25 protein-coding genes are annotated in these 26,086 nt (G+C 66.0%); 13 read left to right on the top strand and 12 right to left on the bottom strand.

The genetic code is table 11. The annotated features are described in order from the left end of the window. Window positions 1–46: 46 nt before the first annotated feature. The 6 genes from ABWP84_RS04595 to uraH all read right to left on the bottom strand — a co-directional run bounded on the left by ABWP84_RS04595 (window position 47) and on the right by uraH (window position 5,814). Window positions 47–1,009 (bottom strand): tripartite tricarboxylate transporter substrate binding protein, encoded by a 963-nt coding sequence (locus tag ABWP84_RS04595; RefSeq protein ID WP_353210818.1) that lies wholly within the window; start codon window positions 1,007–1,009, stop codon window positions 47–49. A 14-nt stretch (window positions 1,010–1,023) separates the two neighbouring features. After that, window positions 1,024–1,605, bottom strand: coding sequence for a 3-isopropylmalate dehydratase small subunit (gene leuD / locus ABWP84_RS04590; RefSeq protein ID WP_353210817.1), 582 nt, complete (start codon window positions 1,603–1,605; stop codon window positions 1,024–1,026). Between the two features lie 4 nt (window positions 1,606–1,609). Continuing rightward, window positions 1,610–3,016 (bottom strand): 3-isopropylmalate dehydratase large subunit, encoded by a 1,407-nt coding sequence (gene leuC, locus ABWP84_RS04585; RefSeq protein WP_353210816.1) that lies wholly within the window; start codon window positions 3,014–3,016, stop codon window positions 1,610–1,612. Beyond that, window positions 3,013–4,161 (bottom strand): iron-containing alcohol dehydrogenase, encoded by a 1,149-nt coding sequence (locus ABWP84_RS04580; RefSeq protein WP_353210815.1) that lies wholly within the window; start codon window positions 4,159–4,161, stop codon window positions 3,013–3,015. Before ABWP84_RS04580 ends, leuC begins: the two co-directional genes overlap by 4 nt. 124 nt (window positions 4,162–4,285) lie before the next feature. Continuing rightward, window positions 4,286–5,473: a urate hydroxylase PuuD gene (locus tag ABWP84_RS04575; RefSeq protein WP_353210814.1), complete on the bottom strand. Its 1,188-nt coding sequence runs from the start codon at window positions 5,471–5,473 to the stop codon at window positions 4,286–4,288. Further along, on the bottom strand, window positions 5,473–5,814 hold the full coding sequence (gene uraH, locus ABWP84_RS04570) for a hydroxyisourate hydrolase (protein WP_408904236.1): 342 nt from the start codon (window positions 5,812–5,814) through the stop codon (window positions 5,473–5,475). Before uraH ends, ABWP84_RS04575 begins: the two co-directional genes overlap by 1 nt. Window positions 5,815–6,213: 399 nt before the next feature. Here uraH and ABWP84_RS04565 point away from each other — a divergent pair, with 399 nt between their 5' ends. The 3 genes from ABWP84_RS04565 (at window position 6,214) to ABWP84_RS04555 (ending at window position 9,846) form a co-directional block, all read left to right on the top strand. Beyond that, on the top strand, window positions 6,214–7,482 hold the full coding sequence (locus ABWP84_RS04565) for a M20 family metallo-hydrolase (RefSeq protein WP_353210812.1): 1,269 nt from the start codon (window positions 6,214–6,216) through the stop codon (window positions 7,480–7,482). Next, window positions 7,479–8,720, top strand: a complete 1,242-nt coding sequence (serA, locus tag ABWP84_RS04560) for a phosphoglycerate dehydrogenase (protein WP_353210811.1) — start codon at window positions 7,479–7,481, stop codon at window positions 8,718–8,720. The genes ABWP84_RS04565 and serA overlap by 4 nt, the downstream gene beginning before the upstream one ends. Before the next feature lie 586 nt (window positions 8,721–9,306). Further along, on the top strand, window positions 9,307–9,846 hold the full coding sequence (locus ABWP84_RS04555) for a hypothetical protein (protein ID WP_353210810.1): 540 nt from the start codon (window positions 9,307–9,309) through the stop codon (window positions 9,844–9,846). A gap of 117 nt (window positions 9,847–9,963) precedes the next feature. Here ABWP84_RS04555 and ABWP84_RS04550 read toward each other — a convergent pair whose 3' ends face one another. Then, window positions 9,964–10,986 (bottom strand): amino acid ABC transporter substrate-binding protein, encoded by a 1,023-nt coding sequence (locus ABWP84_RS04550; RefSeq protein ID WP_353210809.1) that lies wholly within the window; start codon window positions 10,984–10,986, stop codon window positions 9,964–9,966. Between the two features lie 115 nt (window positions 10,987–11,101). On the opposite strand from ABWP84_RS04550, the gene ABWP84_RS04545 reads away from it, so the two are divergent. After that, complete coding sequence (locus ABWP84_RS04545) at window positions 11,102–12,127, top strand: putative sulfate exporter family transporter (protein WP_353210808.1); 1,026 nt, start codon at window positions 11,102–11,104, stop codon at window positions 12,125–12,127. A 100-nt stretch (window positions 12,128–12,227) separates the two neighbouring features. Here the strand turns inward: ABWP84_RS04545 and pdxY are convergent, their stop codons facing one another. Genes pdxY through ABWP84_RS04525 form a run of 4 tightly spaced genes read right to left on the bottom strand, consistent with a single transcriptional unit; the run spans window position 12,228 to window position 17,669 of the window. Then, the gene (pdxY, locus tag ABWP84_RS04540) at window positions 12,228–13,073 is read right to left on the bottom strand and encodes a pyridoxal kinase PdxY (protein WP_353210807.1); all 846 of its coding nucleotides are present in this window, start codon (window positions 13,071–13,073) and stop codon (window positions 12,228–12,230) included. Beyond that, a complete protein-coding gene (locus tag ABWP84_RS04535; RefSeq protein ID WP_353210806.1) occupies window positions 13,070–14,011 on the bottom strand; it encodes a tripartite tricarboxylate transporter substrate binding protein in 942 nt (313 codons plus the stop codon). The genes pdxY and ABWP84_RS04535 overlap by 4 nt, the downstream gene beginning before the upstream one ends. Then, window positions 14,008–16,044 carry a hydantoinase/oxoprolinase family protein gene (locus ABWP84_RS04530; RefSeq protein WP_353210805.1) on the bottom strand — a complete coding sequence of 679 codons (2,037 nt, stop codon included), beginning with the start codon at window positions 16,042–16,044 and terminating at the stop codon, window positions 14,008–14,010. Before ABWP84_RS04530 ends, ABWP84_RS04535 begins: the two co-directional genes overlap by 4 nt. Continuing rightward, the gene (locus ABWP84_RS04525; protein ID WP_353210804.1) at window positions 16,041–17,669 is read right to left on the bottom strand and encodes a hydantoinase B/oxoprolinase family protein; all 1,629 of its coding nucleotides are present in this window, start codon (window positions 17,667–17,669) and stop codon (window positions 16,041–16,043) included. Before ABWP84_RS04525 ends, ABWP84_RS04530 begins: the two co-directional genes overlap by 4 nt. 79 nt (window positions 17,670–17,748) lie before the next feature. On the opposite strand from ABWP84_RS04525, the gene ABWP84_RS04520 reads away from it, so the two are divergent. From ABWP84_RS04520 to ABWP84_RS04485, 8 genes are all read left to right on the top strand, one after another. Beyond that, window positions 17,749–18,660 carry an SMP-30/gluconolactonase/LRE family protein gene (locus ABWP84_RS04520; protein ID WP_353210803.1) on the top strand — a complete coding sequence of 304 codons (912 nt, stop codon included), beginning with the start codon at window positions 17,749–17,751 and terminating at the stop codon, window positions 18,658–18,660. A 34-nt stretch (window positions 18,661–18,694) separates the two neighbouring features. Further along, complete coding sequence (gene uvrB, locus ABWP84_RS04515) at window positions 18,695–20,902, top strand: excinuclease ABC subunit UvrB (protein ID WP_353210802.1); 2,208 nt, start codon at window positions 18,695–18,697, stop codon at window positions 20,900–20,902. Between the two features lie 264 nt (window positions 20,903–21,166). Beyond that, window positions 21,167–21,289 (top strand): hypothetical protein, encoded by a 123-nt coding sequence (locus tag ABWP84_RS04510; protein WP_353210801.1) that lies wholly within the window; start codon window positions 21,167–21,169, stop codon window positions 21,287–21,289. Window positions 21,290–21,302: 13 nt separating this feature from the next. Next, entirely contained in the window at window positions 21,303–22,661 is a 1,359-nt protein-coding gene (locus ABWP84_RS04505) for a cytochrome P450 (protein WP_353210800.1), read from the top strand. A gap of 32 nt (window positions 22,662–22,693) precedes the next feature. Beyond that, on the top strand, window positions 22,694–23,380 hold the full coding sequence (locus tag ABWP84_RS04500) for a fumarylacetoacetate hydrolase family protein (protein WP_353210799.1): 687 nt from the start codon (window positions 22,694–22,696) through the stop codon (window positions 23,378–23,380). 109 nt (window positions 23,381–23,489) lie between these two features. Further along, on the top strand, window positions 23,490–24,296 hold the full coding sequence (locus tag ABWP84_RS04495; RefSeq protein WP_353210798.1) for an exodeoxyribonuclease III: 807 nt from the start codon (window positions 23,490–23,492) through the stop codon (window positions 24,294–24,296). A 1-nt stretch (window position 24,297) separates the two neighbouring features. Continuing rightward, window positions 24,298–24,912 (top strand): tRNA (adenosine(37)-N6)-threonylcarbamoyltransferase complex dimerization subunit type 1 TsaB, encoded by a 615-nt coding sequence (gene tsaB / locus ABWP84_RS04490; protein ID WP_353210797.1) that lies wholly within the window; start codon window positions 24,298–24,300, stop codon window positions 24,910–24,912. Next, on the top strand, window positions 24,909–25,340 hold the full coding sequence (locus ABWP84_RS04485) for a GNAT family N-acetyltransferase (protein ID WP_353210796.1): 432 nt from the start codon (window positions 24,909–24,911) through the stop codon (window positions 25,338–25,340). Before tsaB ends, ABWP84_RS04485 begins: the two co-directional genes overlap by 4 nt. On the opposite strand, the gene ABWP84_RS04480 is transcribed toward ABWP84_RS04485, so the two are convergent. Next, complete coding sequence (locus ABWP84_RS04480; RefSeq protein WP_353210795.1) at window positions 25,327–25,473, bottom strand: hypothetical protein; 147 nt, start codon at window positions 25,471–25,473, stop codon at window positions 25,327–25,329. The two genes, ABWP84_RS04485 and ABWP84_RS04480, sit on opposite strands and share 14 nt — an antisense overlap. 184 nt (window positions 25,474–25,657) lie before the next feature. On the opposite strand from ABWP84_RS04480, the gene ABWP84_RS04475 reads away from it, so the two are divergent. Beyond that, window positions 25,658–26,086: a MucR family transcriptional regulator gene (locus ABWP84_RS04475; RefSeq protein WP_353210822.1), complete on the top strand. Its 429-nt coding sequence runs from the start codon at window positions 25,658–25,660 to the stop codon at window positions 26,084–26,086.

The raw sequence follows: 26,086 nt of genomic DNA, 5'->3' as shown, positions 1-26,086 counted from the left end.
AATCAACCCTCCGTCCGCGCCGCAAGCTTTTTAATAGGTCCTGAGCCTAGCCCAGCGTAATGCCGGCGCTGCGGATCACCTCAGCGGCATTACTGCGCTGCGCCGTCAGCCAATTGGCGAATTCCTGCGGTGAATTGCCGATCATGATGGCACCCGCCGGGTCCATCCGAGCCCGCACCGCGGCCGAGCGGGCCGAGACCGCAGCCACCGCCGCCATCCGGGCCACGATGGGCGCGGGCACGGCCTGGGCGGCGAAAAGCCCGTTCCAGTCATTCACATCGAAGCCAGGATAGCCCAATTCGGCGATGGTCGGCACATCGGGCAGCGAGGGAATGCGGGCCAGGCTGGTCACCGCCAATATCCTGGCCTTGCCAGCCCCCACCGGAGGGCGGACCGATGAGGTGGTGATCAGCACCGCATCAATGCTGCCCGACATGATGTCCCGCGCCGCATCCGCACCGCCGCGATAGGCGGCATGCACCAGGCGAATGCCCGCTGCCTTCTCAAAGGCGGCAAGAGCGATATGCGCCATCCCCGCCGCCGGCGGTGTGCCCACGCTGATGGTACCCGGATGGGCGCGGGCATGGGCCACGAATTCCGCCAGGTTGCGCGCCGGAAAATCCTGCTTCACCGCGATCACCTGCGGGAAGGAACTGATCTGGGTGACCGGCCTAAACGCGGTGAGATAGTCGAAGGGAAGGTCGCGCATCAGCAGCGGGTTGGTCAGTTGGTTCGCCGCATCGACCAGGAAGGTATAGCCATCAGCGGGCGATTGCAGCGTGGCCGAGGCCGCGACCACGGCATTGCCGCCGGTGCGGTTCTCAATGACGATGTTCTGGCCCAGCGCCTCCTGCATATCGGCGGCGATCGACCGCGCGGCAGTATCGGCCGCGCCGCCGGCAGCAAAGGCCACGATCCAGCGAATTGGGCGATTGGGCCATTCGCTTTGCCCCAGCGCCGGGGCCGCGAGCAGCGGCGCGGCCAGGAATGCTCTTCTCGATATCCGCATCTTCGTTCCTCCGTTTAAAAATTTTCCCGCCCGATACGCCGTTCGAACGCGGCGATATCTTCGGCATGGGTCAGGGTAAAGGCCAGTTCATCCAACGCTTCCAGCAGGCAGCGCTTGTTGAAGGGGTCAATCTCGAAATGATGCACGGCGCCATCCGGGCCGGTCACAGTCTGGCTGGGCAGGTCCACGGTGATCTGCGCATTCGGGTCGGCCTCGGTTGCGGCAATCAGGCTCTGCACCACCGCCTCGGGCAGCACCACGGGCAGCAGCCCGTTCTTCACCGAATTGGTGGCGAAGATATCGCCATAGGAGGGCGCGATCACCGCCCGCACGCCATGGTCATACAGCGCCCAGACCGCGTTTTCGCGCGAGGAGCCGCAGGCAAAATTGCGCCCGCCCAGCACGATGCGCGCCGCCTGCCATTCCGGCCGGTTCAGCGGGAAATCCGTCGCCTGCCGCAGGTCACGGAACAGGTATTCGCCGTGATTGTCGTTGCGCGGGCGGGCGAGGTAGCGCGCGGGCAGAATCTGGTCGGTGTCGATATTGTCGCGCGCGAAGGGCACAGCGTTCGAGGTCAGGGTCGAAAAAGCGTCCATCGTCTCAGCCCTCCAAAGCGCGAATATCGGTGATATGGCCGGCCACCGCCGCCGCCGCCGCCATGGCCGGGCTCATCAAATGGGTCCGCACGCCCGGGCCCTGCCGGCCGCGGAAATTGCGGTTGGAGGTGGCGGCGATGCGTTGCCCCGGTGTGCCGATCTCGCCATTGGTGCCCAGGCACATCGAGCATCCGGCCTCGCGCCATTCAAAACCGGCGGCGAGAAAAATCTGGTCCAGCCCCTCGGCCTCGGCCTGGCGCTTCACCGGGGCCGAGCCGGGCACGACCCAGGCCGTCACCCCCTCGGCCACGCGGCGGCCGCGGGCGATGGCGGCAGCCGCGCGCATATCCTCGATCCGGCCATTGGTGCAGGAGCCGATAAAGACGCGGTCCACCCCCAGGCTGGTCAGCGCCGCGCCGGGCGTGAGGCCCATATAGGCAAAGGCGGCCTGCATGGCGGCGCGCCGCGCCGGGTCGGGCGCGGCTTCGGGGTCGGGCAGCATGGCATCCACCGGCAGCGCATCCTCGGGGCTATTGCCCCAGGTCACCATCGGCGCGATGGCATTACCGTCCAGCACCACCTCACGGTCGAACACCGCATCGGCATCACTGGCCAGCGCCCGCCAGCGCTCCACCGCGCGGTCCCAGTCAGCGCCTTTGGGCGCGTATTCGCGGCCCTGGAGATAGGCGAAGGTGGTCTCATCGGGCGCCACCATGCCAGCACGGCCACCGGCCTCAATGGACATGTTACACAGCGTCAGCCGGCCTTCCATCGACAGGCCACGAATGGCGCTGCCGGCATATTCAATGACATAGCCGGTGGCACCCGCCGCACCAATGCTGGCAATGATGTGCAGGATCACATCCTTGGCCGTCACGCCCGGGGCCAATGCGCCATCCACCGTGATGCGCAGGGTCTTGGGCTTGCGCTGCCATAATGTCTGGCTGCCCAGCGCATGCGCCACCTCGGTCATGCCAATGCCGAAGGCCAGCGCGCCCAGCGCGCCATGGGTGGAGGTGTGGCTGTCACCGCATACCAGCAGCATGCCGGGCTGGGTCAGCCCCGCCTCCGGCCCCACCACATGCACAATGCCCTGGCGGCCATCCTTCAGGCCGAACAGCGCAAAACCGCCCTCGGCCGCATTCTGCTCCAGGCTTTCCACCATGCCGCGATATTCATCATTCTCGATGGCGGCGACATCGCGCGTGTCGGTCGGCACGTAATGGTCGGGGGTGGCGAAGATGCGCTCGGGCGCGCGCGGCTTCAGGCCACGGTCGCGCAGCATCTCGAAGGCGGGAGCAGAGCCGTCATGCACCAGATGGCGGTCAACATAGAGCAGGGTCTGGCCGTCCTCGCGCTCCAGCACGCGGTGGCGGTTCCAGATTTTCTCGAACATGGTCTCGGCGGTCATGATGCGGTTCCGTAAAAGGCGGAATGGAGGATGGCGCGGTAATCATCCTCGCGCGCCGTCCGGGGGTTGGTCAGGTGGTGGTGGTCGCGCAGGGCGGCGGCGGCGGCGGGGGCCAGATCAGCCTCGGTGATGCCCATGGCAGCCAGGCCCGGGGGCAGGCCCAGCCTGTGATTCAGCGCGGCAATGGCATCGGCCAGCGCGGCCACATCGGCGCCCGGGGGCAGGCCCATGGCCTCGGCCAGCACCGGCAACACCGCCCCCAGCACCGGGGCATTGAAGCGCAGCACACCAGGCAGCAGCAGCGCATTCAGCGTGCCGTGATGCGGGCTCACCGCCAAGGCCCCCAGCGCGTGGGAGAGCGCATGCACCGCCCCCAGCCCCTTGGGGAAGGCCAGCGCGCCCATCATCGAGGCCAGCATCATCTCCCGCCGCGCATCTGCATCGCTGCCATCTTCCACCGCACGGGGCAGGGCGGCCCAGGCGCGGCGCAGCCCATCCCGCGCTATGGCATCGGCCACCGGATTGAAGCGCGGTGAGCACAGCGTCTCAATGCAATGCGCCATGGCGTCCATCCCGGTGGCGGCGGTCAGGCCCGGCGGCAGGCCGAGTGTCAGTTCCGGGTCGCAAATCGCCGCGCGCGGGATGAGATGCGGCGAGCCGATGGAGAGCTTGCGGCCATCCGCCATCACGATCAGCGCGCCACGGCTGACCTCACTGCCAGTGCCCGCGGTGGTGGGCACGGCGATGACCGGCGCGGCGGCGGCGGTGATCCGGCCCAACCCACCCTCCACCACGGCATAGCGCGCGAGCTGCGTGGCATCATGCGTGGCGGAGAGCGCCACCGCCTTGGCGAGATCAAGCGGTGAGCCACCGCCCAGCCCCACCACCCCATCGCAGCCACCGGCGCGATAGGCTGCGGTGGCTTCCCGCACGGCAGCCTCATTCGGGTTGGGCGGCACAGCGGCATGCACCGCCACACCGGAGGGCAGCAGCGCCAGCAGACGCGCCAATAAGCCAGCCGCCACCACGCCGGCATCGGTCACCACCAGCGGGCGGGTGATGCCGGCCAGCGCCAGTTCCGCTGGCAATTCCGCCAGCGCGCCGGCGCCGAATTGCACACGGTTGATATATTGGATCAGCGCCATGCCCAGCCTTCGGGCCGGGCGCTTGCGCCAATGTGACGACAGGCCTTTGCCATGAAAATTCTTCCCTCGGCGGCGAGCCTCGCCGTTTCACCGGCGGGTGGCAAGCATGGCCGGGGGGGCGCGGTTAATCCCGCCGCGCGCCCGCCGCCACCCAGGCCAGCAAACGGCCACGCTCCTCCGCTGTCAGACCAGTGGCATTATTGGGCGGCATGGCCTCGCTGCGCACCTGCGTCACCCAGGCCTGCGCCTGGCGCTGGATGTGGGAGGGGGTATGCAGCACCACGCCCTTGGGCGGCGCGGCAAAGGCGGGGTTGGTAGGCCGGGGCTGATGGCATTCCATGCAACGCTGGCTCATGATGGTTTGCACCTCGGCAAAGGTCGGCGCCTCGCCCCGCGCCGGGGGCGCAACATGCGGCGGCGCGATGAAAACCGCCACCAGCACCACCACAACCCCGCCGGCCAGCCAGAAATCATAGACCTGGATGCCCTGATGCCGCAGATTGAAGAATTGCCGCACAAGCGCCCCGGCCAGTGCCATGGCCACCAGCAAGAGCCAGGCTTTCTCATGCTGCCAGAACATCGGGTAGTGCGGGCTGATCATCAGGAAGATGACGGGCAGCGTGGTGTAGTTGTTATGGATGCTGCGCTGCTTGCCCATGCCGCCCCATTTGGGGTCGATGGCGGTGCCATTGGCCACCGCCGCCACCATCTTCCGCTGGCCGGGCATGATCACCATCAACACATTGGCGGCCATGATGGTGCCGATCATCGCCCCCACCTGCAGATAGGCGCCGCGGCCGGAAAAAATACGGGTGGTGACGTAAGCCGTCAGCGCCAAACCCAATATGCCGATAATGGCCATGGCCATGCCATCATCGCCCAAGGGCGTGCGGCAAATCACATCATACACCGCCCATGCCGCAACCAGCAGGGCTATGGAAATGGCAATCGCCTCCCATGGCGCCAGATCGGCCACGTCGGGATCAATAAGATAGGTGCTGGCCTGGCCCCAATACATCAGGACAAAGAGCGAAAACCCGCTCATCCAGGTCCAATACGCCTCCCATTTCGACCAATGCAGCTTCTCGGGCAGCTTCTCGGGGCCGGCGATGAACTTTTGCTTGTGGTAGAAGCCACCACCATGCACCGCCCATTGCTCGCCGCGGATCAGCGGATTGCCGTCCTTGGCGGGCTTGAGCGATTGGTCGAGCCCCATGAAATAAAAGCTGGCACCAATCCAGGCCATGCCGGTGATGAGATGCAGCCAGCGCAGCAGCAAATTGGCCCATTCGGCGAGATAGGCGGTGTCCATCAGCTGCCCCGATACGTGGTGTAGCCATAGGGCGAGACCAGCAGCGGCACATGATAATGCGCCGCCGCATCGGCAATGCTGAAGCGCAGGCAGACCTCGTCGATGAAAGGCGGCTCGGCGAGGGGGAAACCCGCAGCACGAAAATAGGTGCCGATCTGATACAGCATCTCATAGCGGCCCAGCCGCAGCTCGTCCTGCGCCAGCAACCAGCCATCCGTGCGGCCATCATCATTGGTGACACCGGCCCGCAATTGCTCCCGCCGGCCATCCTCATGCAGGCGGAACAACGCAAACGCGATGCCCCGGCCAGGACAACCCTGCGCCGTGTCCAGAATATGCATCGACAAACCCATCCGCCACGCCCTCACATTGCAGTGCAACATCCCAGCAAACGCCATGACATCGCAAGCCTTGATCCTGCCCATGCGGGGGCTTACAGGCTGGCAGGAACTGGCGGCGCGAGCTGCCCGCAAGGGGGCTTTGCCCCCCTGCACCCCCCACCAAAGGCCGAAAGGCCTCTGGACACCGGGTGATCGGTGGTTGGGGAGGGGGCATAGAGGTGGTCTAGCCGAAAAGCGACCGCATAGCCCCCTCCCAACCCACCGATAGACTCATTGGGATCAAAGGGCCTTTCGGCCCTTTGCGGGGGGTGTCGGGGGGCAGAGCCCCCTGACGGGCAACCGGGCGTGCCATGTCCCACGGCCCGCAAAGCCGTCGCATTGGCAGGAGCAAGGACTGAGATGGCGGAGATGGTAGCGCCCAACCTGGTGGCGGCGGTGAGTGAGGCCAGGCAGTGGGACCGGCTGATGGAGATGGCCAAGCTGGGTGCCATTCCGGGCGACGGGGTGAACCGCGCCTGCCTGACGCCGCTGGACCGTGAATCGCGCCGCATGCTCATCGCCTGGGGCGAGGCTTTGGGGCTGAGCGCCAGTGTGGACCGGCTGGGCAATCTGTTCCTGCGGCATGAGGGCTCTGAGCCCGGCCTCGCACCGGTCCTGACCGGCAGCCACATGGACAGCCAGCCCAAGGGTGGCCGCTTCGATGGCATTTACGGGGTGATTGCCGGGCTGGAGGCGGTGCAGGCCCTGCGTGAGGCCGGCATCTCCACCCGCCGGCCCATCGAGGTGGTGGCCTGGACCAATGAGGAGGGCGGCCGTTTCGCCCCTGGCTGCATGGGTTCCATGGCCTATGCCGGTTTCGCCGGGCCGGACACTTGGGATGCGATCGAGGACACCAAGGGCGTGCGGTTTGGCGATGCCCTGGCCGAGCATATGGCCCTAGAGGCCGATATCGCCCGCCGCCCGCTGGGTGTGGTCGAGGGCCCAGCCCCGCATGCCTATATCGAGGCGCATATCGAGCAGGGCCCGATCCTGGAGACCCGCAACCTCGACATTGGTGTGGTGACCGGCATTCAGGGCAGCCGCTGGTTCAGCGTGGAGATTCATGGCCGCTCCGACCATGCCGGCACCACGCCGGTCTCGATGCGCCAGGATGCGATGCAGGACGCCATCCGCGCCATCACGGCGCTGAACCAGTTGATGCGCGACCCCACCGATGTGCTGCGCTTCACCGTGGCGCGGATGGAGGTCTTCCCCAACAGCTCCAATTCGGTGGCCGATCTGGTGCGGTTTTCCATCGATTTCCGCCACCCTGACGCCGCCGTGGTGCTGGCGCGTGGCAATGCGATCGAAGGGGTGATCCATTCCGCCCTGCAGCATTGCACGGCGGTGGTGTATGAGCGTTTCAACGCCATGCCCACCGATTTCGGCCCGGCGGTGGTCGATGCGGTGGAGCGTGCAGCCCTGGCCCAGGGGCTGGGCGCGCTGCGCATGCCCTCGGGCGCCTTCCATGATGCGCAATTCATGGTACCGCTCTGCCCGGCGGGGATGATTTTCGTGCCCTGCCGCGGCGGTGTGTCGCATAATCCGGCGGAGTATTCCGCCCCCGATCAACTGGCCGCCGGCACAAGAGTGCTCGCGCAGGTCCTGGCGGAGCTGGCCAACACATGAGCGAAAATTTCTCCCTGCCGAAAGGCCGGATCAAGATCCTGCTGCTGGAGGGCATCCACGACACGGCGGTCAATCTGCTCGAGGAGCAGGGCTATGCCTCCATCACCCGCCTGCCCAAGGCGCTGGATGGCGAGGCGCTGACCGAGGCGCTCAAGGGTGTTCACATGCTGGGCATCCGCAGCCGCACGCAATTGACGCGCGAGGTGCTGGAAGCGGCGGACCGCCTGGTGGTGGTGGGCTGTTTTTGCATCGGCACCAACCAAGTGGACCTCAAGGCCGCGCGTGAGCGTGGCATCGTGGTATTCAACGCACCCTTCTCCAACACCCGCAGCGTGGCCGAGCTGGTGATGGGTGAGATCATCATGCTGTTGCGCGGCGTGGTGCCGAAAAGCATCGCAGCCCATGCCGGCGGCTGGTCAAAAAGTGCCGAGGGCTATCGCGAGGTGCGCGGCCGCACGCTGGGCATTATCGGCTATGGCAATATCGGCAGCCAGCTTTCGGTCCTCGCCGAGGGTTTTGGCATGCGGGTGATCTATTGGGACGTGGTGGCCAAGCTGCCGCTGGGCAATGCCAGCCGCTGCGGCAGCATCGATGAGTTACTGCATTGGTCCGACATCGTCACGATGCATGTGCCCGAGACCCAGGCGACCGAGGGCATGATCGGGGAAGCCGAGATCGCCAAGATGAAGCCCGGCGCGATCTTCATCAACAATGCCCGCGGCACGGTGGTGGACCTCGATGCCCTGGCCGTGGCGCTGCGTGACGGCCGGATTGCCGGTGCTGCTGTCGATGTCTTTCCGGAAGAGCCGGCGCGCAATGGCGATATCTTCACCACGCCGCTGCAGGGCATCGATAATGTGATTCTCACACCGCATATCGGCGGCAGCACGGAGGAGGCGCAGGCGCGCATCGGCCAGGAGGTGGCGGCCAAGCTCGCCGATTATTCCGATACCGGCAGCACGCTGGGCGCGGTGAATTTCCCCCAGGTGGCGCTGCCGATTCAGGCAACCGGCGCCCGCTTCATGCATGTGCACCGCAATGTTCCGGGCATTTTGACCGGCATCAACACCATCTTCGCCAGCCGGGGCGTGAACATCGCCGGGCAGTATCTGCAGACCGATGGCGAGGTGGGTTACGTGGTGGTGGATGCCGGGGCGACGCGCGATGGCGCGGCGATTCTGGAGGAGATGCGGGCGCTGCCGGGGACGATCAGGGCAAGGATCTTGTACGAACGCTAGGCTTTTTGGCGCAGATAGGTTTTTTCTCTCTTTTTTAGTCGAAGGCATGCATAATGGCGATGAGAGGAAATCGCCATGTCACACACGGATTTGCGGGAACTGATCCGAGACCCGCAATATTGGCAGAGGAGCCCTGAGGGTGACGCGCTGCGCGCAAAGGTGGCGCGCGGTTTCGCCGAGAGATAACCTGGCCCCATGCGGCGCGATGCGACAGGCCGGCAAAGCGACAGCGGCGCTGACGGACTGTGGTGCATGTCCGCAGCTATTCCCGGCGGGAGCAGGATGGCGGGACCCACACCGTCCGCGCGCATGACCGACGGGCCGTCGCGCGCGCCTGGGAGCGCCAGCCGAATGCTGATTGGCGGGCTGAAATCGCCCGGGAGGAAAGCTCAGGCGGTTCGCGCCCCGATCATGGATACGGTTTGACCAGAGGTTCCGGGGACACCCGAGCGCTGGGCCGGTCCCAAAAGCCGGCCAATATTCCGGGTTCTCGCACCGATCTATCCGTTTTTAACGCCACCCTAGACCGGCTCACGCGCTTTTCTCAGGTTGCGCTGCCGGCGCCGGGCTTCCGATGAGAACCTGCTTGCTGATGCTCCTGGCCATCCTACTGCTGCCGCATCGCAGCGCCAAGTCTGAGGAGGTCCGGCTGCGTCTCCACACAATGCCCGCATCCATCGCTGACGCCCTTTCGGCGTTTCGCGAAACCTCTCATCTGTTTGCCGATGAGATGGCTCTAAACTTCGAGGGCGACATTCTCGGCAGGGCGGGTAGCAGGCAGTTGCCATTTAATTTCGATCCATCACGGCATTTACGGTACCGTTTGGTCGATTTTAATTCCGATGGCCAGTCTGAGGCAGTATTGGTTTTTTTCTGGGCTCAGTTTGGTTCGCGGGATGGTCTTCCGGCCGTCATCATGCAGCGCGTGCACAATGAATGGATTTTTGCGTGTGAATTCGTCTATGAAGGAAACAGAACCTTTGTTTTGAATATTCGCGATGAAGGTTGGCGACGCTTCCGGTCCGGCCCTTACTTTATGGCGTGGCGTCGCCCTGCAGGTGGGCCGGCCGCCGCGCGCGAATGCTATCCCAAGCCGCCGCGGACCAGACGGGGCACAGGCGGGTGACGCGGCCGCCATCGCGGCGCCTTCTGACGTAGAATACGAAGGATGAACCTGCCGATGGCGGACAGATAAAAATAGATGAGGGGCCCGGGGAGAATACCTTCTCCCCGGCTTCTTCCCTCACCGAATAGGCGGCGCATACATCAACCCGCCCCGGGTCCACAGCCCATTCAGCCCGCGCTGCAGCCCGATAGGGCTCCCCGAGCCCAGGTTGCGCTCAAAAATCTCGCCATAATTCCCCACCGCGCGAATGGCGTTATAGGCCCAGCGCCGGTCCAGCCCCATCATCGGCCCATGGTCGCCCGCCATGCCCAGCAGGCGGCGGATTTCTGGGTTTTGGCTGGTAAGGAAGCTGTCCACATTGGCCTGGGTGATGCCCAGCTCCTCGGCCGTCAGCAGTGCGAAGAAGGTCCAGCGGATGATGTCGAACCATTGGTCATCGCCATGGCGCACCACCGGGCTATGCGGTTCCTTGCTGATGATATCGTCCAGAATCACGTGTTCGGCCGGGTTGGGGAAGCTGGCGCGCAGCCCGGCGAGTTGGCTGGCATCGGTCGAATAGGCATCGCAACGGCCGGCGAGGTAGCTGCGCCGCGCCTCGTCATTCTGTTCGAACACCACGGGCGAGTATTGGATATTGTTGGTCCGCGCCCAGTCGGCCAGGTTCAGCTCATTGGTCGAGCCGGCCACGACGCAAATCGAAGCCCCGGCCAATTGTGTGGCGCGGGTCACGCCAAGGCTGCGGCGGAGCATGAAGCCCTGGCCGTCATAGAAGCTGATGGCGGTGAAGTTCAGCCCATTGGCGGTATCGCGCACATGCGTCCAGGTGACGGTGCGGGCCAGCACGTCGATCTGGCCGGATTGCAGCGCCGGCAGGCGGGCCAGGGTGGTGAGCGGCACCCAGCGCACCTTGGCGGCATCGCCCAGCACGGCGGCGGCGATGGCGCGGCATACGTCATTGTCGATGCCGCGATATTCGCCCCGGCTATCGGGCATTGAGAAGCCGGCCGCTCCGGTGGAGGTGCCACACACCAGCAGATCCCGCGCCCGGACCTGGGCCAGGGTGGGGCCGGGTGAGGCCATTTGCGCCGCGGCAATGCCGGGCAACAGAAGGGCGAGGATGGCCATGGCTGGCTTGAACATGCGGCGCTCCGGATGAAATGTCGGGAGAGCATGGACGGGCCTGGGGTGGCGCGCAACTTGACGGCGCGCGGGCTTGGGCGAAGTGTGGGGGCCTGACATTTTCGCTGGATTCCGCATGGCCGCCCCTATTGCCACCACCGCCCCGCAGCCCTTCATGCAGCGCATGCGCGGGCTGGCGCCGGGCCTGGCCTTTTGCTTTGCGGTGGCGGCGGTGGCGATTGTGGTGCGCAATGCAACCGGGATTGCGGCGCTGAACCCGGTGGTGGTGGCTCTGGTGCTGGGCATCGCCTGGCGGGCGGTGATGGGCCCCACGGCCAGCATGAAGCCCGGCGTGGCCTATGCGGTGCGGCCGGTGCTGCGCGCGGCCATTGTGCTGCTGGGCCTGCAAGTCACGTTGGGCATGCTCTGGGCCCTGGGGCCAGGGGCGCTGGTGCTGGCGGTGGTGGTGGTGGCCACGACGCTGCCCTTCACCATCTGGCTCGGCGGGGTGCTGGGGGTGGACCGCGCCTTGGCGCAGTTGGTGGGCACCGGCACGGCCATTTGCGGCGCCTCGGCCATTGTCGCCGCTAATCAGGTGGCGCGCGGGCGCGATGAGGATGTGACCTATGCGCTGGCGGTGATCACGCTCTGCGGCACGGCAGCCTTGCTGATCTTCCCGGTGCTGGCCGGGCCGCTGGGCCTGTCGGCGCGCGAATACGGCCTGTGGTCGGGCGCTGCGATCCATGAGGTGGTGCAGGCGGTGGGTGCGGCTGCGGCCGGCGGGCCCGAGGCCTCACAGAGCGGCACGGTGATGAAGCTGGCCCGGGTGTTTCTGCTGGCGCCGGCGGTTCTGGCGCTGGGCTGGTGGGTGGCGCGGCAGGCCGGCGGCGAGGCGGCGGCGGTGAAGGCGCCGGTGCCATGGTTCGCCTTTGGCTTTCTGGGGCTGGTGGTGCTCGGCAGCACCGGGCTGGTCCCGGCCGAGGCGGTGCAGGCCAGCCGCTTCCTTGTGCCCCTGATGCTGGCGGCGAGTGTGGCGGCGCTGGGATTTTCCACCGACCTCAAGGCGCTGAAGGCCCGCGGCGTGGCCCCGCTGCTGCTGGGTGTTGGGAGCACGCTGTGGATCACCCTGCTGGCGCTGCTGGGCGTGAAGTTGATCGGATAAAATTCCTGGATTTCCGCGTGTTGTCGTGGCATCAGCAGCGGATCATCGGGGGGTATTGCGGCCACACCGGGGAATTTGTCCGAATACGACGGTTTGCTGGCTAAACCGCTTCGGCCATAAAAACCCGGCTGGGCGCCACGAACTCCTCCTGCGCCGCCACGGTCAAAATCTCCCGCGAGCCGGCCTCCGCCGTGCGCCGCAGTAGGCCGAATACCGAGGATGCGGCGGCGGTGAGCGCCGCGGCTGCACTGCCCGTGCGCATCCGGTGCAGCAGGAACAAGGCGCAGATCGCATCCCCCGCGCCATTGATGGCAATGGGCAGCAAGGGTGTTTCCAGATGCCAGAACCCGCCACCCTCGGCCGCCACCATGCCGATATGGCCGGGCTGGCTCTCAAAACTGGTCAGCAGCACGCAGCGCGGGCCACGGGCCTGCAGTGCGGTGATGGCCGCCTTCGCATCGGCCAGGCAGGCAATGCTGCGCCCGGTCAGCCATTCCAGCTCAAAGCGGTTGGGGGTGGCGATATCGGCGAGCGCCAGGGCGCTGTCGCGGAAGAACTCGGCGATGCCGGGGCGGACATAAACGCCGCGGCCATCATCGCCGATCACCGGGTCGCAGCAATAAAGTGCCGCCGGGTTGGCGGCCTTCACCTGGGCCACGGCATCGAGAATGGCATCGCCAATATCGGCACCGCCGACATAGCCGGAGAGCACGGCATCACAGCGCCCCAGCGCGCCCCGCTCCGCAATGCCGGCAACGCATTCGCGCACGAGATCGCCAGAAAACACCTGGCCGCGCCATGCGCCATAGCCGGGGTGGTTGCTGAACTGCACGGTGTTCACCGCCCAGACCTCGGCACCCAGCCGCTGCAACGGGAACATGGCCGAGGCATTGCCCACATGGCCGTAGCTGACCCAGGACTGGATGGAGAGGATATTCTCCGTCATTCCCGCCACGGATGCTGGTTCCACAACGCCTGATAGCCCAGGCGCAAAGCCTGCAACTCCGCCAGATAGGCGGCGGGGTCGAGAAAGCGCAGCGGCAGGGACTGGCTGCGCGCGGCCTCCTGGAAAGCCGGGTCGTCCACCGTGCGGCGGACCGAAACTGCCAGGCGTGCCACCACCTCGGCCGGCAGGCCCGCGGGGGCGGCCATGCCGCGCATGCTGCCCTCGATCACGTCATGGCCCAATTCGCGCAGGGTGGGCACTTGGGGCGTCATGTCCCAGCGCGTGGCGGCCATTTGCGCCAGGGGGCGCAGCACGCCATGGCGCATATCATTCACCGCCTCGGACATATTCATGCTGCCGAGTTGGAGGGCGCGGGAGATCAGGTTCTGCTTGACCTGGGCGCTGCCGGCGAAGGGCACATGGAGGAATTTCGCCCCCGTCGCCCGCTCCAGCGCCAGCACTGCCAGATGATCGTCGGAGCCGACGCCTGTGGTGCCGTAGCTGATCGTCTCGGGCCGCGCCCGGGCGGCGGCAATGAGGTCGGCAAAGCTGCGGATATCGCTATCGGCGCGAACCCAAAGCCCGCCCGGATCATCAACGATATTGCCGATCAGCGAAAAATCCTCGAGCCGGAACCGCGCCTGGCGTTCCATCGGCAGGGTGAGGATATGCGGCGTGTTGATAAAGCCAATGGTCAGCCCATCCGGCCGGGCGCGGGCGAGTTCGGAAAAGCCGATCTCGCCGCCCGCACCGGGCCGGTTGAGCACGACCACGGACTGGCCCAGGTCACGCTCCATGAAGCGGGCGATCAGCCGCGCCGCGGCATCGGTGCCGCCGCCGGCGGCGAAGGCCACGATCATGGTGATGGCGCGATCGGGCTGCCATTGCGCATGGGCGGCACCTGCCAGCGGCAGGAGGGCGAGGTGGCGGCGTTTCATGGGCTTTCTCCTTCTGGCGGCAGGGCTACCATGAGCCAGCCTCGGCCATCCATCCGGGCCTCGTCGCCTGGCAGCAGCAGGATTGTGGTGGTGGCGCTCTCGACGATGGCGGGGCCGGTGACGCTGGCGCCATCCGCCAGCGCGCCGAAGCTGTGGACGGCAACCTCCTGCCAGCCACCGAGAAAGACGCAACGACGGGCGGGGGCCTCAGGCGGCAGGGCGGGCATGCGCCCGGCATCGCCGGACAGCCGGCCCAGGGCGGCCACGCGCGCATTCACCAGCACCACCTCGTCCTCCGGCAGGTCGTAGGTGAACAGCGCGCGGTGCTGCGCATGGAAGGCGGATTTCACCCGGGCGGCGATATCGGGCGCATCCCAATCCAGCCCGTCGAGATTGACCGAGACTTCAAACACCTGGTCGCCATAGCGCATATCCGCCGAGCGGGTGGCGGTGATCTCGCCCTGGAACCAGGTTTTCATCCGCGTCCGGGCATCGGCCTCCTGAGCGGCGAAGAGGCTGCGGATTTCGGTATCGCCCGGCATGGCATTGACGCTGCGGGTGACCTCGAAGCGCAAATCGGTGCGCAGCATGCCCCAGGCGGAAAGCCCGGCGGCGAAGAGCGGCACGGCGTAATGCCGCATGCCCAGATCGCGCGCCACGGCCGAGGCATGCAGCCCCGCGGCACCGCCGAAGGCCAGCAAGGTGGCGCCGCGCGGGTCCACCCCGCGCCGCACGGTGGCCACGCGCACGCCATCCGCCATGCGGGCATTGACCAGGCGATAAATGCCTGCGGCGGTGTCCAGTGGCGTGATGTTCAGCGCCGTGGCCAGGCTGGCCATGGCGGCATCGGCGGCCGCAACATCCAGCCGCTGCGCGCCGCCGAGGAAACTGCCGGCGTTGAGATAGCCCAGCACAAGATTGGCATCGGTGACGGTGGGCTCAGTGCCGCCGCGGCCATAGCAGGCCGGGCCGGGCCGGGCGCCGGCGCTGCGCGGGCCGACCTGCATGGTGCCGTTGGCCCCCAGGGCCGCGATGGAACCGCCACCGGCACCCAGTGTCACGATATCCAAGCTTTCGAGGGCGATGCGCTCGCCGCCCACCTCGCGCCCACGCCCCAGCGTGGCGGTGCCTTCGGTGACGAGGGCGATATCGGTGGAGGTGCCGCCCATATCGAAGGTGACGAGATTCTCCGCCATGCCGGTATGCGACAGTGCCACCGCCGCCGCAACCCCACCCGCCGGGCCGGAGAGCGCGGTGCCCACCGCCAGCCTGGCGGCATCGGCCAGCGGCGCCACGCCGCCATGGCTGAGAATGACAAAGACCGGGCCGCCATAGCCGGCCTCGATCAGCCGCTCACCCAGGCGGCCGAGATAGCGCGACACGACGGGCCCGACATAGGCATTCACCGCGGTGGTGGAGAAGCGCTCGAATTCCTTGATTTCCGGCAGCACCTCGCTGCTGGTGGTGACAAAGACGCCGGGCAGGGCAGCGCGCACCGCATCGGCGGCGGCATTCTCATGCCGGGCGTCACGCCATGCGTTGAGGAAGCAGATGGCCACCGCCTCGGCACCCTGCGCTGCGGCGATGGCAGCGGCGAGGCTTTCGGGGTCCAGCGGGGTTTCCACCCGCCCATCGGCCCGCAGCCTTTCGCGCACGCCAAAACGGCGGCTGCGCGGCACCAGGGGCGGTGGCGGGGTGTTGCGGAGATTGTAGCGCTCGGGTTTCAGCCCTTCGCGCATTTCCACCACATCGCGATGGCCCTGGGTTGTTAGCATGGCCACACGCGCGCCCTTGCGCTCCAGCAGGGCGTTGGTGGCCACTGTGGTGCCATGGACGATGCGCTCAGTGCCGGCCAGCAGGGTGGCGAGCGGGATACCGGCGGCATCGGCCAGGTTCTGCAGGCCCTGGAGCACCCCTTCGGACTGGTCCGCGGGCGTGCTGGCGGCCTTGGCCAGATAGGCCGCGCCATGGGGCGCGATGGCGACGACATCCGTAAAGGTGCCGCCCACGTCGATGCCGATGCGCCAGCTCATGCCGTGTAGCCTTCTTCGATGTCGCGTGCGGCGGCCTCGGGTAAGCGGCGCGCGCGGTCGCCCCAGCCGCCACCGCCGGCGGATTGCAGATGCAGCACATCGCCGGGCTGGATGGGCACGCCCACCTCCTTGGTGCGCAATATGCGCGCGCTGCCATCGGCGCCGCGCAGCACGTAATGATGCGGCTGGCTATCCTGCCCGCCCATCACCCCGGCCGAGCCGTGCCTTGCGCCATCGCCCGCGGTATTGGCCAAGGCGGTGCCCTCAGCCTCCACCCGCAGCCGAAGCTCAGCCCCGGTGCCGCCGCGATACTGGCCCTCGCCGCCGGAATTGGCGCGAAATTCATGGCTTTCGAAGAGCAGCGGGAAGCGGGCCTCGGCCTGCTCGATGCTGCCGAATTTCAGGCCGCCGGCGCTGTGCCATTCGCCGGCGGTGTTCCAGCCATCGCCATTGGCGCTGGCGCCGCCCCCGGGGCGGGCATGGAAGAGGTGCCAGACGAAGCTCTTGCCCCCCGGCGCGCGGCCCTGGATGGCCACGCGAAAGCGCCGGCCCCAGCCGCCCATCACCCTATCCGGGCAGGCATGCTGCATGGCGCGGATGATGGCCTCGACGATTTCATTGCCGGGATGGGAGGTGCAGAGCGTGACGGGCCGGCCCTCATTGGCCCAGACAATGCTACCCTGCCGCGCCGTGACCCGCAGCGGGCGGAAGGCGCCGTCATTCTTCGAGACATCGGCATCGAGCAGATAGGCAAAGGCCATCGCCACCGCCGAGCGCATATTGGGATAGGAGGAATTGACGAAGCCCACTGCCTCATCATCCGAGGCGCTGAGATCGATATGCAGGTCGCTGCCGGTCTTGGTGCAGGTGGCGCGGATGGCGATATTCTCCCGCCCATGGCCGTCATCATCGAGGATGGCCTCGCCGGCCCAACTGCCATCCGGCCAGGCGGCCAGGATGCGGCGGGCATGCGCCTCGGAGAGATCAAGGATCGCCTCCACCGCAGCCATCAGCGAGGAGTGGCCATGCTGCGCCAGAAGTGCAGCCACCCGCGCTGCCCCCACCCGGGCCGCGCCCACCATGGCCATCAGGTCACCCCGCACATCGCGCGGCACGCGGGTATTGGCGCAGAGCATGCGGATCAGGTCCTCCCGCAGCCCACCATCCTCGCCCAGCCGAATGGGGGGGATGCGCACGCCTTCGGACCAGATATCGGCGGCGCCGGGGTTGTAGCCGCCATGGGTCGCGCCGCCGATATCGGGCACATGCGCCCGCACCACCGCGTAAAAGCAGCGCTGCCCCTCCGAAAAAACCGGCAGCATGATGGTGAGGTCGGGCAGGTGCGAGCCGCCATTATAGGGGTCGTTGAGGAGAAAGATGTCGCCGTCGCGCGGGGTCGGAAACTGTTCCAGCGCCGCCTCCACCGCGAAGCGCAGCGCGCCGACATGCACCGGGATATGGTCGGCCTGGGCGACCAGCCCGCCATCGGCGCCGCAGAGTGCGACGGAGAAATCGCGCGAGGAGTTGAGGATCTGGCTATAGGAGGTGCGCAGCATCGCCTCTCCCATTTCCTCCACGATGGCGCGCAGGCGGTTGTCGAGGACGGCGAGGGTGACGGGATCCATGCCCGCACTGCGCCGCCTGAGGACGCTGGCGTCAAGCCACCGCCCGCGCCATGATGACGGCCAAATAGAGGAAACTGACATGCAAGAACTGTCCAATGGCCTCCGCTTCCCCGAAGGCCCGGTGGTGATGCCCGATGGGGCGGTGGCGCTGGTCGAGATCGAGGCCGGGCGCATCACCCAAATCGCTGCCGATGGCACCAAGACCACGCTGGCCAGGCTGAAGGGCGGGCCGAATGGCATGGCGCTGGGCCCGGATGGCAAGCTGTTCATCTGCAACAATGACGGCTTCATCTGGCATGAGGAGCCGGGGATGCTGCGCCCTATCGGCCAGGCGACAGATTACACCGGCGGGCGGATCGAGGTGCTGGATATCCCCACCGGCACGCTCACGGTGCTCTATGACCGCTGTGGTGACCACCGGCTGAAGGGGCCCAATGACATTGTCTTCGACCCCAATGGCGGCTTCTGGTTCAGCGATCTGGGCAAGTTCCGGGCGCGCGACCGCGATCATGGCGGGGTGTATTGGGCGGCGAGCGATGGCAGCCGGATTGTCGAGGCCGCCTTCCCAGTGCCCGGCGGCGCCAATGGCATCAGCCTCAGCCCCGATGGGCGGGTGCTTTATGTGGCGGAGACTGAAACCGGGCGTCTCTGGGCCTGGGATGTCGAGGGGCCGGGCAAGCTGAAAAAGGCGCCCTGGCCGAGCAGCCATGGCGGGCGGCTGGTTTGCCAGTTTCCTGGCTTCCGGCGGCTGGATTCGTTGGCCGTTGCGGCCTCGGGCAATATCGTGGTGGCGACGCTGGTGAGCGGTGAGATCACCACCGTCTCGCCCGCTGGCGATATCGTCCATGTGGAGAAAATGCCGGAATTGATGCCGACCAATATCTGCTTTGGCGGCGCTGATATGCGCACGGCCTATATCACGCTCTCCACCAGCGGCCGGCTGGTGGCCATGCCTTGGCATGAGCCGGGCTATCGCCTGCCGCATAGCTGATTGTTCCGCCCGGGCAGGGGCATATATTGGGGGGATGAATGTCAGCTTCACGCCGGTCACCTTCATCCCTCCGGCTCGCCCGGCGCCGGAATTCACCCGGCGGCTCGAAGTGGTCAGCCCCTTCGAGCCGAATGGCGACCAGCCCAATGCCATCCGCGAGCTGATCGCCGGCGTTGAGGCGGCGGAGAAGGATCAGGTGCTGCTCGGCGTCACCGGCTCGGGCAAAACCTTCACCATGGCCAAGGTGGTGGAGGCGGTGCAGCGGCCCACGCTGATTCTGGCGCCGAACAAGACCCTCGCGGCGCAGCTCTATGGCGAGATGAAGAGTTTTTTTCCGAATAACGCCGTCGAGTATTTTGTCAGTTATTACGATTACTTTCAGCCAGAGGCCTATGTGCCGCGGACCGATACTTACATAGAAAAAGACAGTCAGATCAACGAACAAATCGACCGCATGCGGCACTCCGCCACCCAGGCGCTGCTGGAGCGCAATGATGCGATCATCGTCGCCAGTGTCAGCTGCATTTATGGTATCGGCTCGGTCGAAACCTATTCGAAGATGGTGGTGAAGCTGGAACAAGGCGGGCGGATCGACCGCGATCTGCTGATCAAGGGCCTCGTGGAGCAGCAATATCGCCGCAATGACATGGCCTTCGCCCGCGGCTGCTTTCGCGTGCGGGGGGAGAATGTGGATCTTTGGCCCTCGCAGCTGGATGACCGCGCCTGGCGGGTCAGCCTCTTTGGCGATGAGGTGGACAGTATTCGCGAATTTGACCCGCTGACCGGTGAGATCACCGCCGAGCTGGAAAAAGTCAGCATTTACGCCAATAGCCACTATGTCACGCCGCGGCCCACGCTCAGCCAGGCGGTGCAGCGCATCAAGGCCGAATTGAAAACCCGGCTGGAGGAGCTGCACACCGCCGGCCGCCTGCTGGAAGCCCAGCGCCTGGAACAGCGCACCATCTTCGACATGGAGATGATGGAGACCACCGGTTCCTGCAAAGGCATCGAGAATTATTCGCGCTACCTCTCCGGCCGCAACCCGGGCGAGCCGCCGCCCACGCTGTTCGAATATCTGCCGGATAATGCCCTGCTGATCGTCGATGAAAGCCACGTCACCGTGCCGCAGATAGGCGGCATGTTCCGTGGCGACTTTGCCCGCAAAGCCATCCTGGCCGAGCATGGTTTCCGCCTGCCGAGCTGCATCGATAATCGCCCGCTGCGCTTCGAGGAATGGGATGCCTTCCGGCCGCAGACCGTCTTCGTCTCCGCCACCCCCGGCCCTTGGGAGATGGAACGCACCGGCGGCGCCTTCACCGAGCAGGTGATCCGCCCCACCGGGTTGGTGGATCCGGTCTGTGATATTCGCCCGGTGGAAGGCCAGGTGGATGACCTGCTGGCCGAGGTGCGGCAGGTGACCTTGCAGGGCGGCCGCATCCTGGTGACGGTGCTGACCAAGCGCATGGCCGAGGATTTGACCGAATACATGACCGAGGCCGGCATTCGCGTGCGCTACCTGCATTCCGATGTGGACACGCTAGAGCGGATTGAGATCATCCGCGACCTGCGCCGCGGCGGCTTCGATGTGCTGGTGGGCATCAACCTGCTGCGCGAGGGGCTGGATATTCCCGAATGCCGCCTCGTGGCCATTCTCGATGCCGATAAGGAAGGCTTTCTGCGCAGCGTGACCTCGCTGATTCAGACGATTGGCCGGGCGGCGCGCAATGCCGAGGGGCGGGTCATCCTCTATGCCGACCGGATGACGGAGAGCATGAAAAAGGCACTCGGCGAGACCGAGCGGCGCCGCACCCGGCAGATCGCCTACAACACCGAACACGGCATCACCCCCACCTCCATCACCCGCGACATCTCCGATGTGCTGAAGGATGTCAGCCAGGGTGATTACGTGACGGTGGAGGCGAGCGAAGGCGATGCCAGCCTCAATTTCGTTGGCAAGGATCTGCGCTCGAGCATTGTCGAGCTGGAGAAGAAGATGCGCGCCGCCGCGGCCGATCTGGAATTTGAGACAGCCGCGCGGCTGCGCGATGAGATCAAGCGACTCGAGTCGCTGGAACTCGGGCTGGGCAGCGGCGGGAGCATAACGGCCAATGAGGCCGGAAGATCGCTGCGTGAGAGCACTCCCGCCAAGCCCAACCGCGGAAAAAAAGAAGCGTGGAAACCCAAGCCCATGGGCCCTGGCGGCGGCGGGTGGGACCCAAAGAAGATGAAGAAGCGCGGATAACGAACTGAATAAACGAGAATAGACTAAGGGGGCTGGCGAGTCTATTTTTTGACAAGGCGGCTAGCGCCACCTATCACTGAACAGTCATGGCGGCTGAATGCGAATCAAGTTTTGCACTATCACGCGACCCGGGCTAAGAGAGTTGTAGCCGGCGCATTTTGAACGTCGGTGGACGATCCGGCTCCCCCGCCGGCTCGCCCTACCAATCCGTTCGGAAGTACAATAATAGGCGCTCGGCCACCCCCCTGGCCGGGCGCTTTTTTGTTGGCCTCCCGTGGCGCGGCGGAGGTCTATCTCCCCTTGGGCCGCCGGGTTATGCACGAGGCAGATGCCCCCGCCGCCCTCGCCGATGCGGGGCTGGCCCAAGCCCGGGATGATGTTGTGTGACGGACCGCCAGCCATGAGCCCTTTGACCACCGATCTGGTGCCGCCGCGCCCTTCGGTGAATGCGCGCTTCCCCGGCCCCATGCGCATCCTCACCGCCACCATTGATGACCTGTTGGGGCTCTTCCCCGAGGTCAGCTTCCGCCACCATCTGATGCCGTTGAAAACGCTGGCGCGGCGGGTGGTGGTGGTGAATGAGCCTGAGCTGGTGCGGCAGGTCTATATCACCTCGGCGGCCAATTATGAGGCCAAGAGCCAGCATTTCCAGCAGGCGCTGGTGCCGCTGGTGGGCGATAGCATGTTCGTCAATCACGGCGAGATCTGGAGCAGCCGCCGCGCGGTGATGGCGCGCCAACTGCACCCCAGCCGCATGGGCGACTTCCATCATCTGTTTGTGGAGGGGGCCGAGGCCTTGGCCGCCGGCTGGCAGGGCCGGGTGGATGTGGCGCCCAGCCTGGGTGCGGCCACAGCGCTTGCGGTGATGCGCGCGCTGTTCGGCGATGGAGCGCGCATGGCGGATGCGCAGCGCCTGGTGACCAGCTTCACCGCCTTTGAGGGCGCGGTGATGGGCGTGGATCTCGCTTATCTTTTCGGCCTGCCGCCACGGTTCTCCGGCTTTCAGTTCCGCTCGGCCAGGCGCCATGCCCGCGATGTGCGGCGCATTTGCAGCGACGCGATGGCGATTGCCGAACCGGGCGGCATTCTGGGCGCGCTGCGCGCGGCGCAAAAGGCGGATGGCGCGGCCTTGCTGGATGAGACCCAGCTGATCAGCGAGGTGGCCATGATGCTGCTGGCGGGCAGCGAGACCTCGGCCAATGCGCTGTCCTGGGCGCTGTATCTGGTGGCGCGGCACCCGCCCACCTTGGCGCGGCTGCGCGAGGAACATGCCAATGTACTGGGCGGCCGCGCGCCGACGGGCGAGGAACTCAACAAGCTGCCCTTCACCCGGGCGGTGCTGCAGGAGACGATGCGCCTCTACCCGCCCGTGCCATATCTCTCGCGCCAGGCCGCCGGGCCTGACCGCATTCGCCATATCGCGGTGCAAGAGGGCGATACGGTGCTGGCCCTGCCCTGGCTGCTGCATCGCCATGAGCGGCTATGGGATGCGCCGCATGCCTTCCGCCCGGACCGCTTCATGCCTGACGCGGCGCGAAAACTGCCCCGCTTTGGCTATATTCCCTTCAGCCTGGGGCCGCGGGTCTGCACCGGTGCGGCCTTCGCCATGGCCGAGATGGTGGTGATGCTGTCGGTGCTGCTGCAACGCCTCGATTTTTCCGCCGAGGGCTGCCCGGCGCCGGTGCCGCGGGCGAAGCTCTCGCTGCGGCCGCGCCATGGCGTGATGCTGAAGGTGACACCCCATGGCGTGGCCTGCTAAGCGCCTACAAATTCTAAGCTGAGGAAGACACTGTGCCTGATTATGTCATAGCCCCGCCCGCCATCGCCGCCCTGCCGATCAAGGGCTCGAATGCGATGTTCCCCGTCCGCCGCATTTTCTGTGTCGGCCGCAACTACGCCGAGCACGCGATCGAAATGGGTTCCGACCCGACGCGCGAGCCGCCCTTTTACTTCGCCAAACCGGCCGATGCCGTGGTGATCTCCGATGCCGATATGCCCTACCCCACCGTCACCAAGTCGCTGCATCACGAGATGGAGCTGGTGGTGGCCATTGGCACGGGCGGTTCCAATATCGCCATCGCCGATGCGCTCAAGCATGTCTGGGGCTATTGCTCGGGCCTGGATATGACCCGGCGCGACATCCAGAACGAGGCCAAGAAGACCGGCCGCCCCTGGGATATGGGCAAGGGTTTCGATAAATCCGCACCGATGGGCCTGCTGATTCCGGCGGAGGGTTTTGACCCTTCAAAGGGCAAGATCGAACTCCGCGTGAACGGCAAGGTCACCCAGACCTCTGACCTCTCCAAGCTGATCTGGTCGGTGCCTGAGGTGATCGCCAATCTCTCGGAACTGGTCGAACTGGCCCCGGGCGACCTCATCATGACCGGCACGCCCGAGGGTGTGGCCGCCGTGGTGCGTGGCGACTTGCTGGAAGGCTTCGTCGAGGGCGTGGGCACCGTCACCACCCGCATCGTCTGAGCATATCGTCTCAGTCTGTGGCGGCGCGGGGCCAACCCGCGCTGCCGAGGCTTCCCAAAGCGGCCGCGAATGGCCAAAGCTTCGGGGCCCCTTTCGCGAGTATCCGCCCTTGGCCCTTCGCATCGCCACCTGGAACATCAACTCCATCCGCCTGCGCATCGGCTTGCTGGCGCGGCTGGCGGAGGAATTGGCGCCTGACGTGATCTGCCTGCAGGAGACGAAATGCCCCGATGAGCATTTCCCCCTCGATGCAGTGCGGGCGATGGGCTTTGAGCACATCGCGATGCGCGGCATGAAGGGCTATAATGGCGTGGCCATCCTCTCCCGCCTGCCCATCGCGGTGCGGGAGCAGGACCCCAATTGGTGCGAAAAGGGCGATTGCCGCCACCTTGGCGCCATGCTGGATGCGCCTGGCGGGCCCATCGAATTGCATGATTTCTACGTGCCCGCGGGTGGCGACATTGCCGACCCCGTGGCCAATCCGAAATTCGCCCATAAGCTGGATTTCGTGATGGAGGCCACCGCCTGGGCCAAGAGCCGGGCCGGGGCACCACGGCGGGTGATGCTGGGTGATCTCAACATTGCGCCGCTGGAACAGGATGTCTGGTCGCACAAGCAATTGCTCGACGTGGTCTCCCACACCCCAGTCGAGACCACGGCCCTGAAGCGCTGGATGGCCGAGGGCGAATGGTATGACGCGATGCGCCATTTCGTGCCAGCAGACCAGAAACTCTACACATGGTGGTCCTACCGCGCGAAGGATTGGGCGGCAGCGGATCGCGGCCGGCGGCTGGACCATATCTGGGTCTCGCCCGACCTCGTCGGCAGCCTTGCGGCCTGCACCGTGCATAAGCCAGCCCGCGGCTGGACCCAGGCCAGCGACCATGTGCCGGTGATGCTGGAGATAAACCTCTAGCATGCGCATTCTGGGGCTCGATGCGGCCGGCGCGCGGCTCTCGGCCTGCCTGATTGAGGATGGCGTCGTGCTGGCCGAACAAGAGTGCCCGGCGGTGTTTGGCCAGCCTGCCATCCTGCCTCGCCTGGTGGCCGCGCTGATGGAACAGCAGGGCGGGGTTGACCATATCGCGGCCGGCATAGGCCCCGGGGGCTTCACCGGCATTCGCACCGCATTGGCGCTGGCGCATGGGCTGGCGGATGGGCTGGGGGTTGGGCTGAGTGGTGTCTCCATCCTGGCCGCGCTGCCCTTTCTGCTGGACAATCCGCAGGGGCGCGTCATCTGGGCCGCCATCGACAATCGTCGCGGCGGGATTTTTCTGCTCCGGCCAGGGGCGGCGCCGGCGAGCCTGACCGAGGCCGTATTGCCGGCGACGGAAGGCCCCACCTTGTTGGGCGGCAGCGGTGCGGCGGCGGCGGCCGCGCGTTTGTTGGCGCGCGGCGCCCCGGTGGCGTTGGGCAGCCTGCGGGGCAGCGTGGCGCGCGGCGTGGCGCTGGCGGCTGCGGCCGGCCTGCGCGCGGGCCAACCCTCGCCCCCGGCCCTGCCGCTTTATATCGACCAGCCTGCGGTCACATGACCGCGCCCGAACTCGCCACCATGGCCGAGGTGGGCGCGCTGGCAGCCATCCATGCAGCTGGTTTTCCTCCGGGCATGGCCTGGCGGGCCGGCGATATCAGCGGCCTGATGGAGATGGGGGGCTGCTTCGTGCTGTGGTGGCCAGGGGACGCCTTCATCATGTGCCGGCTGGGCGGTGATGAGGCCGAGGTGCTGACGTTGGCCACCGCCCCGCCGGCCCGGCGGCAGGGGCTTGCCGGCCGGCTGCTCGATGCCGCGATTGAGGCTTGCCGGGGCTTGGGCGCCGGAGCGCTGTTTCTTGAGGTGGGTGCGGGCAATGCCGCTGCTCAGGCTCTATATTGCGCGGCCGGCTTCACCGAAGTTGCCCGGCGGCCGCGCTACTATGCGGATGGAACAGACGCGATTGTCATGACGCTCAGGCTTTCCTGAGCAGCATGCTGCCATTGTCCTGATGCAGGATTGTATGGCCGAGTTCGATGGCCGAGCGCGGCAGGTTCCGCGCCGGTTCCTCGCCATTGAACAAAACTTCGAGGCAATCGCCTGACCGCATTTTGTCCAGCATCAGCCTGACCCGCACGAATGTCATTGGACACATCTCCTGGCGGACATCTATCGAATGCGTAGGATTTTGCGTTTTCTCTGTCATTAAGCCTCGATCTTTCTCGCTGAATCGTCCCTGCCCGATTGCGATACAGTTACGAAATATAGTATACGGGGGAAACGAGCCGATCAGGGAGAAATTTTATATGTTGGAGAATGAATTGGCACAAGATTTGCTGGGCCTGACCGCAGAAATCGTCTCTGCGCATGTCGCGAACAACCCGGTGGCCATGGCTGAACTGCCGGGCCTTATCAGCCAGGTGCATTCGGCATTGGCTAATTTGGGCAAGGCCCAGCCGGAGCCTGAGGTGAAGCGGCAGGAGCCGGCTGTGCCGGTGAAGAAGTCCATCACCCCGGCCTATATCATCTGTCTTGAGGACGGCAAAAAGCTGAAAATGCTCAAGCGCCATCTGAAGACTGCCTATAATCTCAGCCCAGAGCAGTACCGCGAGAAGTGGGGCCTGCCCTCCGACTATCCCATGGTGGCGGATGATTATGCGAAGCGCCGTTCGGCCCTGGCCAAGGAAATTGGCCTGGGCACCAAGCCGCGCGGCACCGCTGGGGCTGCCACCTGA

It is taken from the genome of Rhodovarius sp. (assembly GCF_040399605.1).
GTDB lineage: Bacteria > Pseudomonadota > Alphaproteobacteria > Acetobacterales > Acetobacteraceae > Rhodovarius > Rhodovarius crocodyli_A.
The sequence above is the reverse complement of the archived record's forward strand: the minus strand, read 5'-3'. Positions and strand labels throughout refer to the sequence as shown.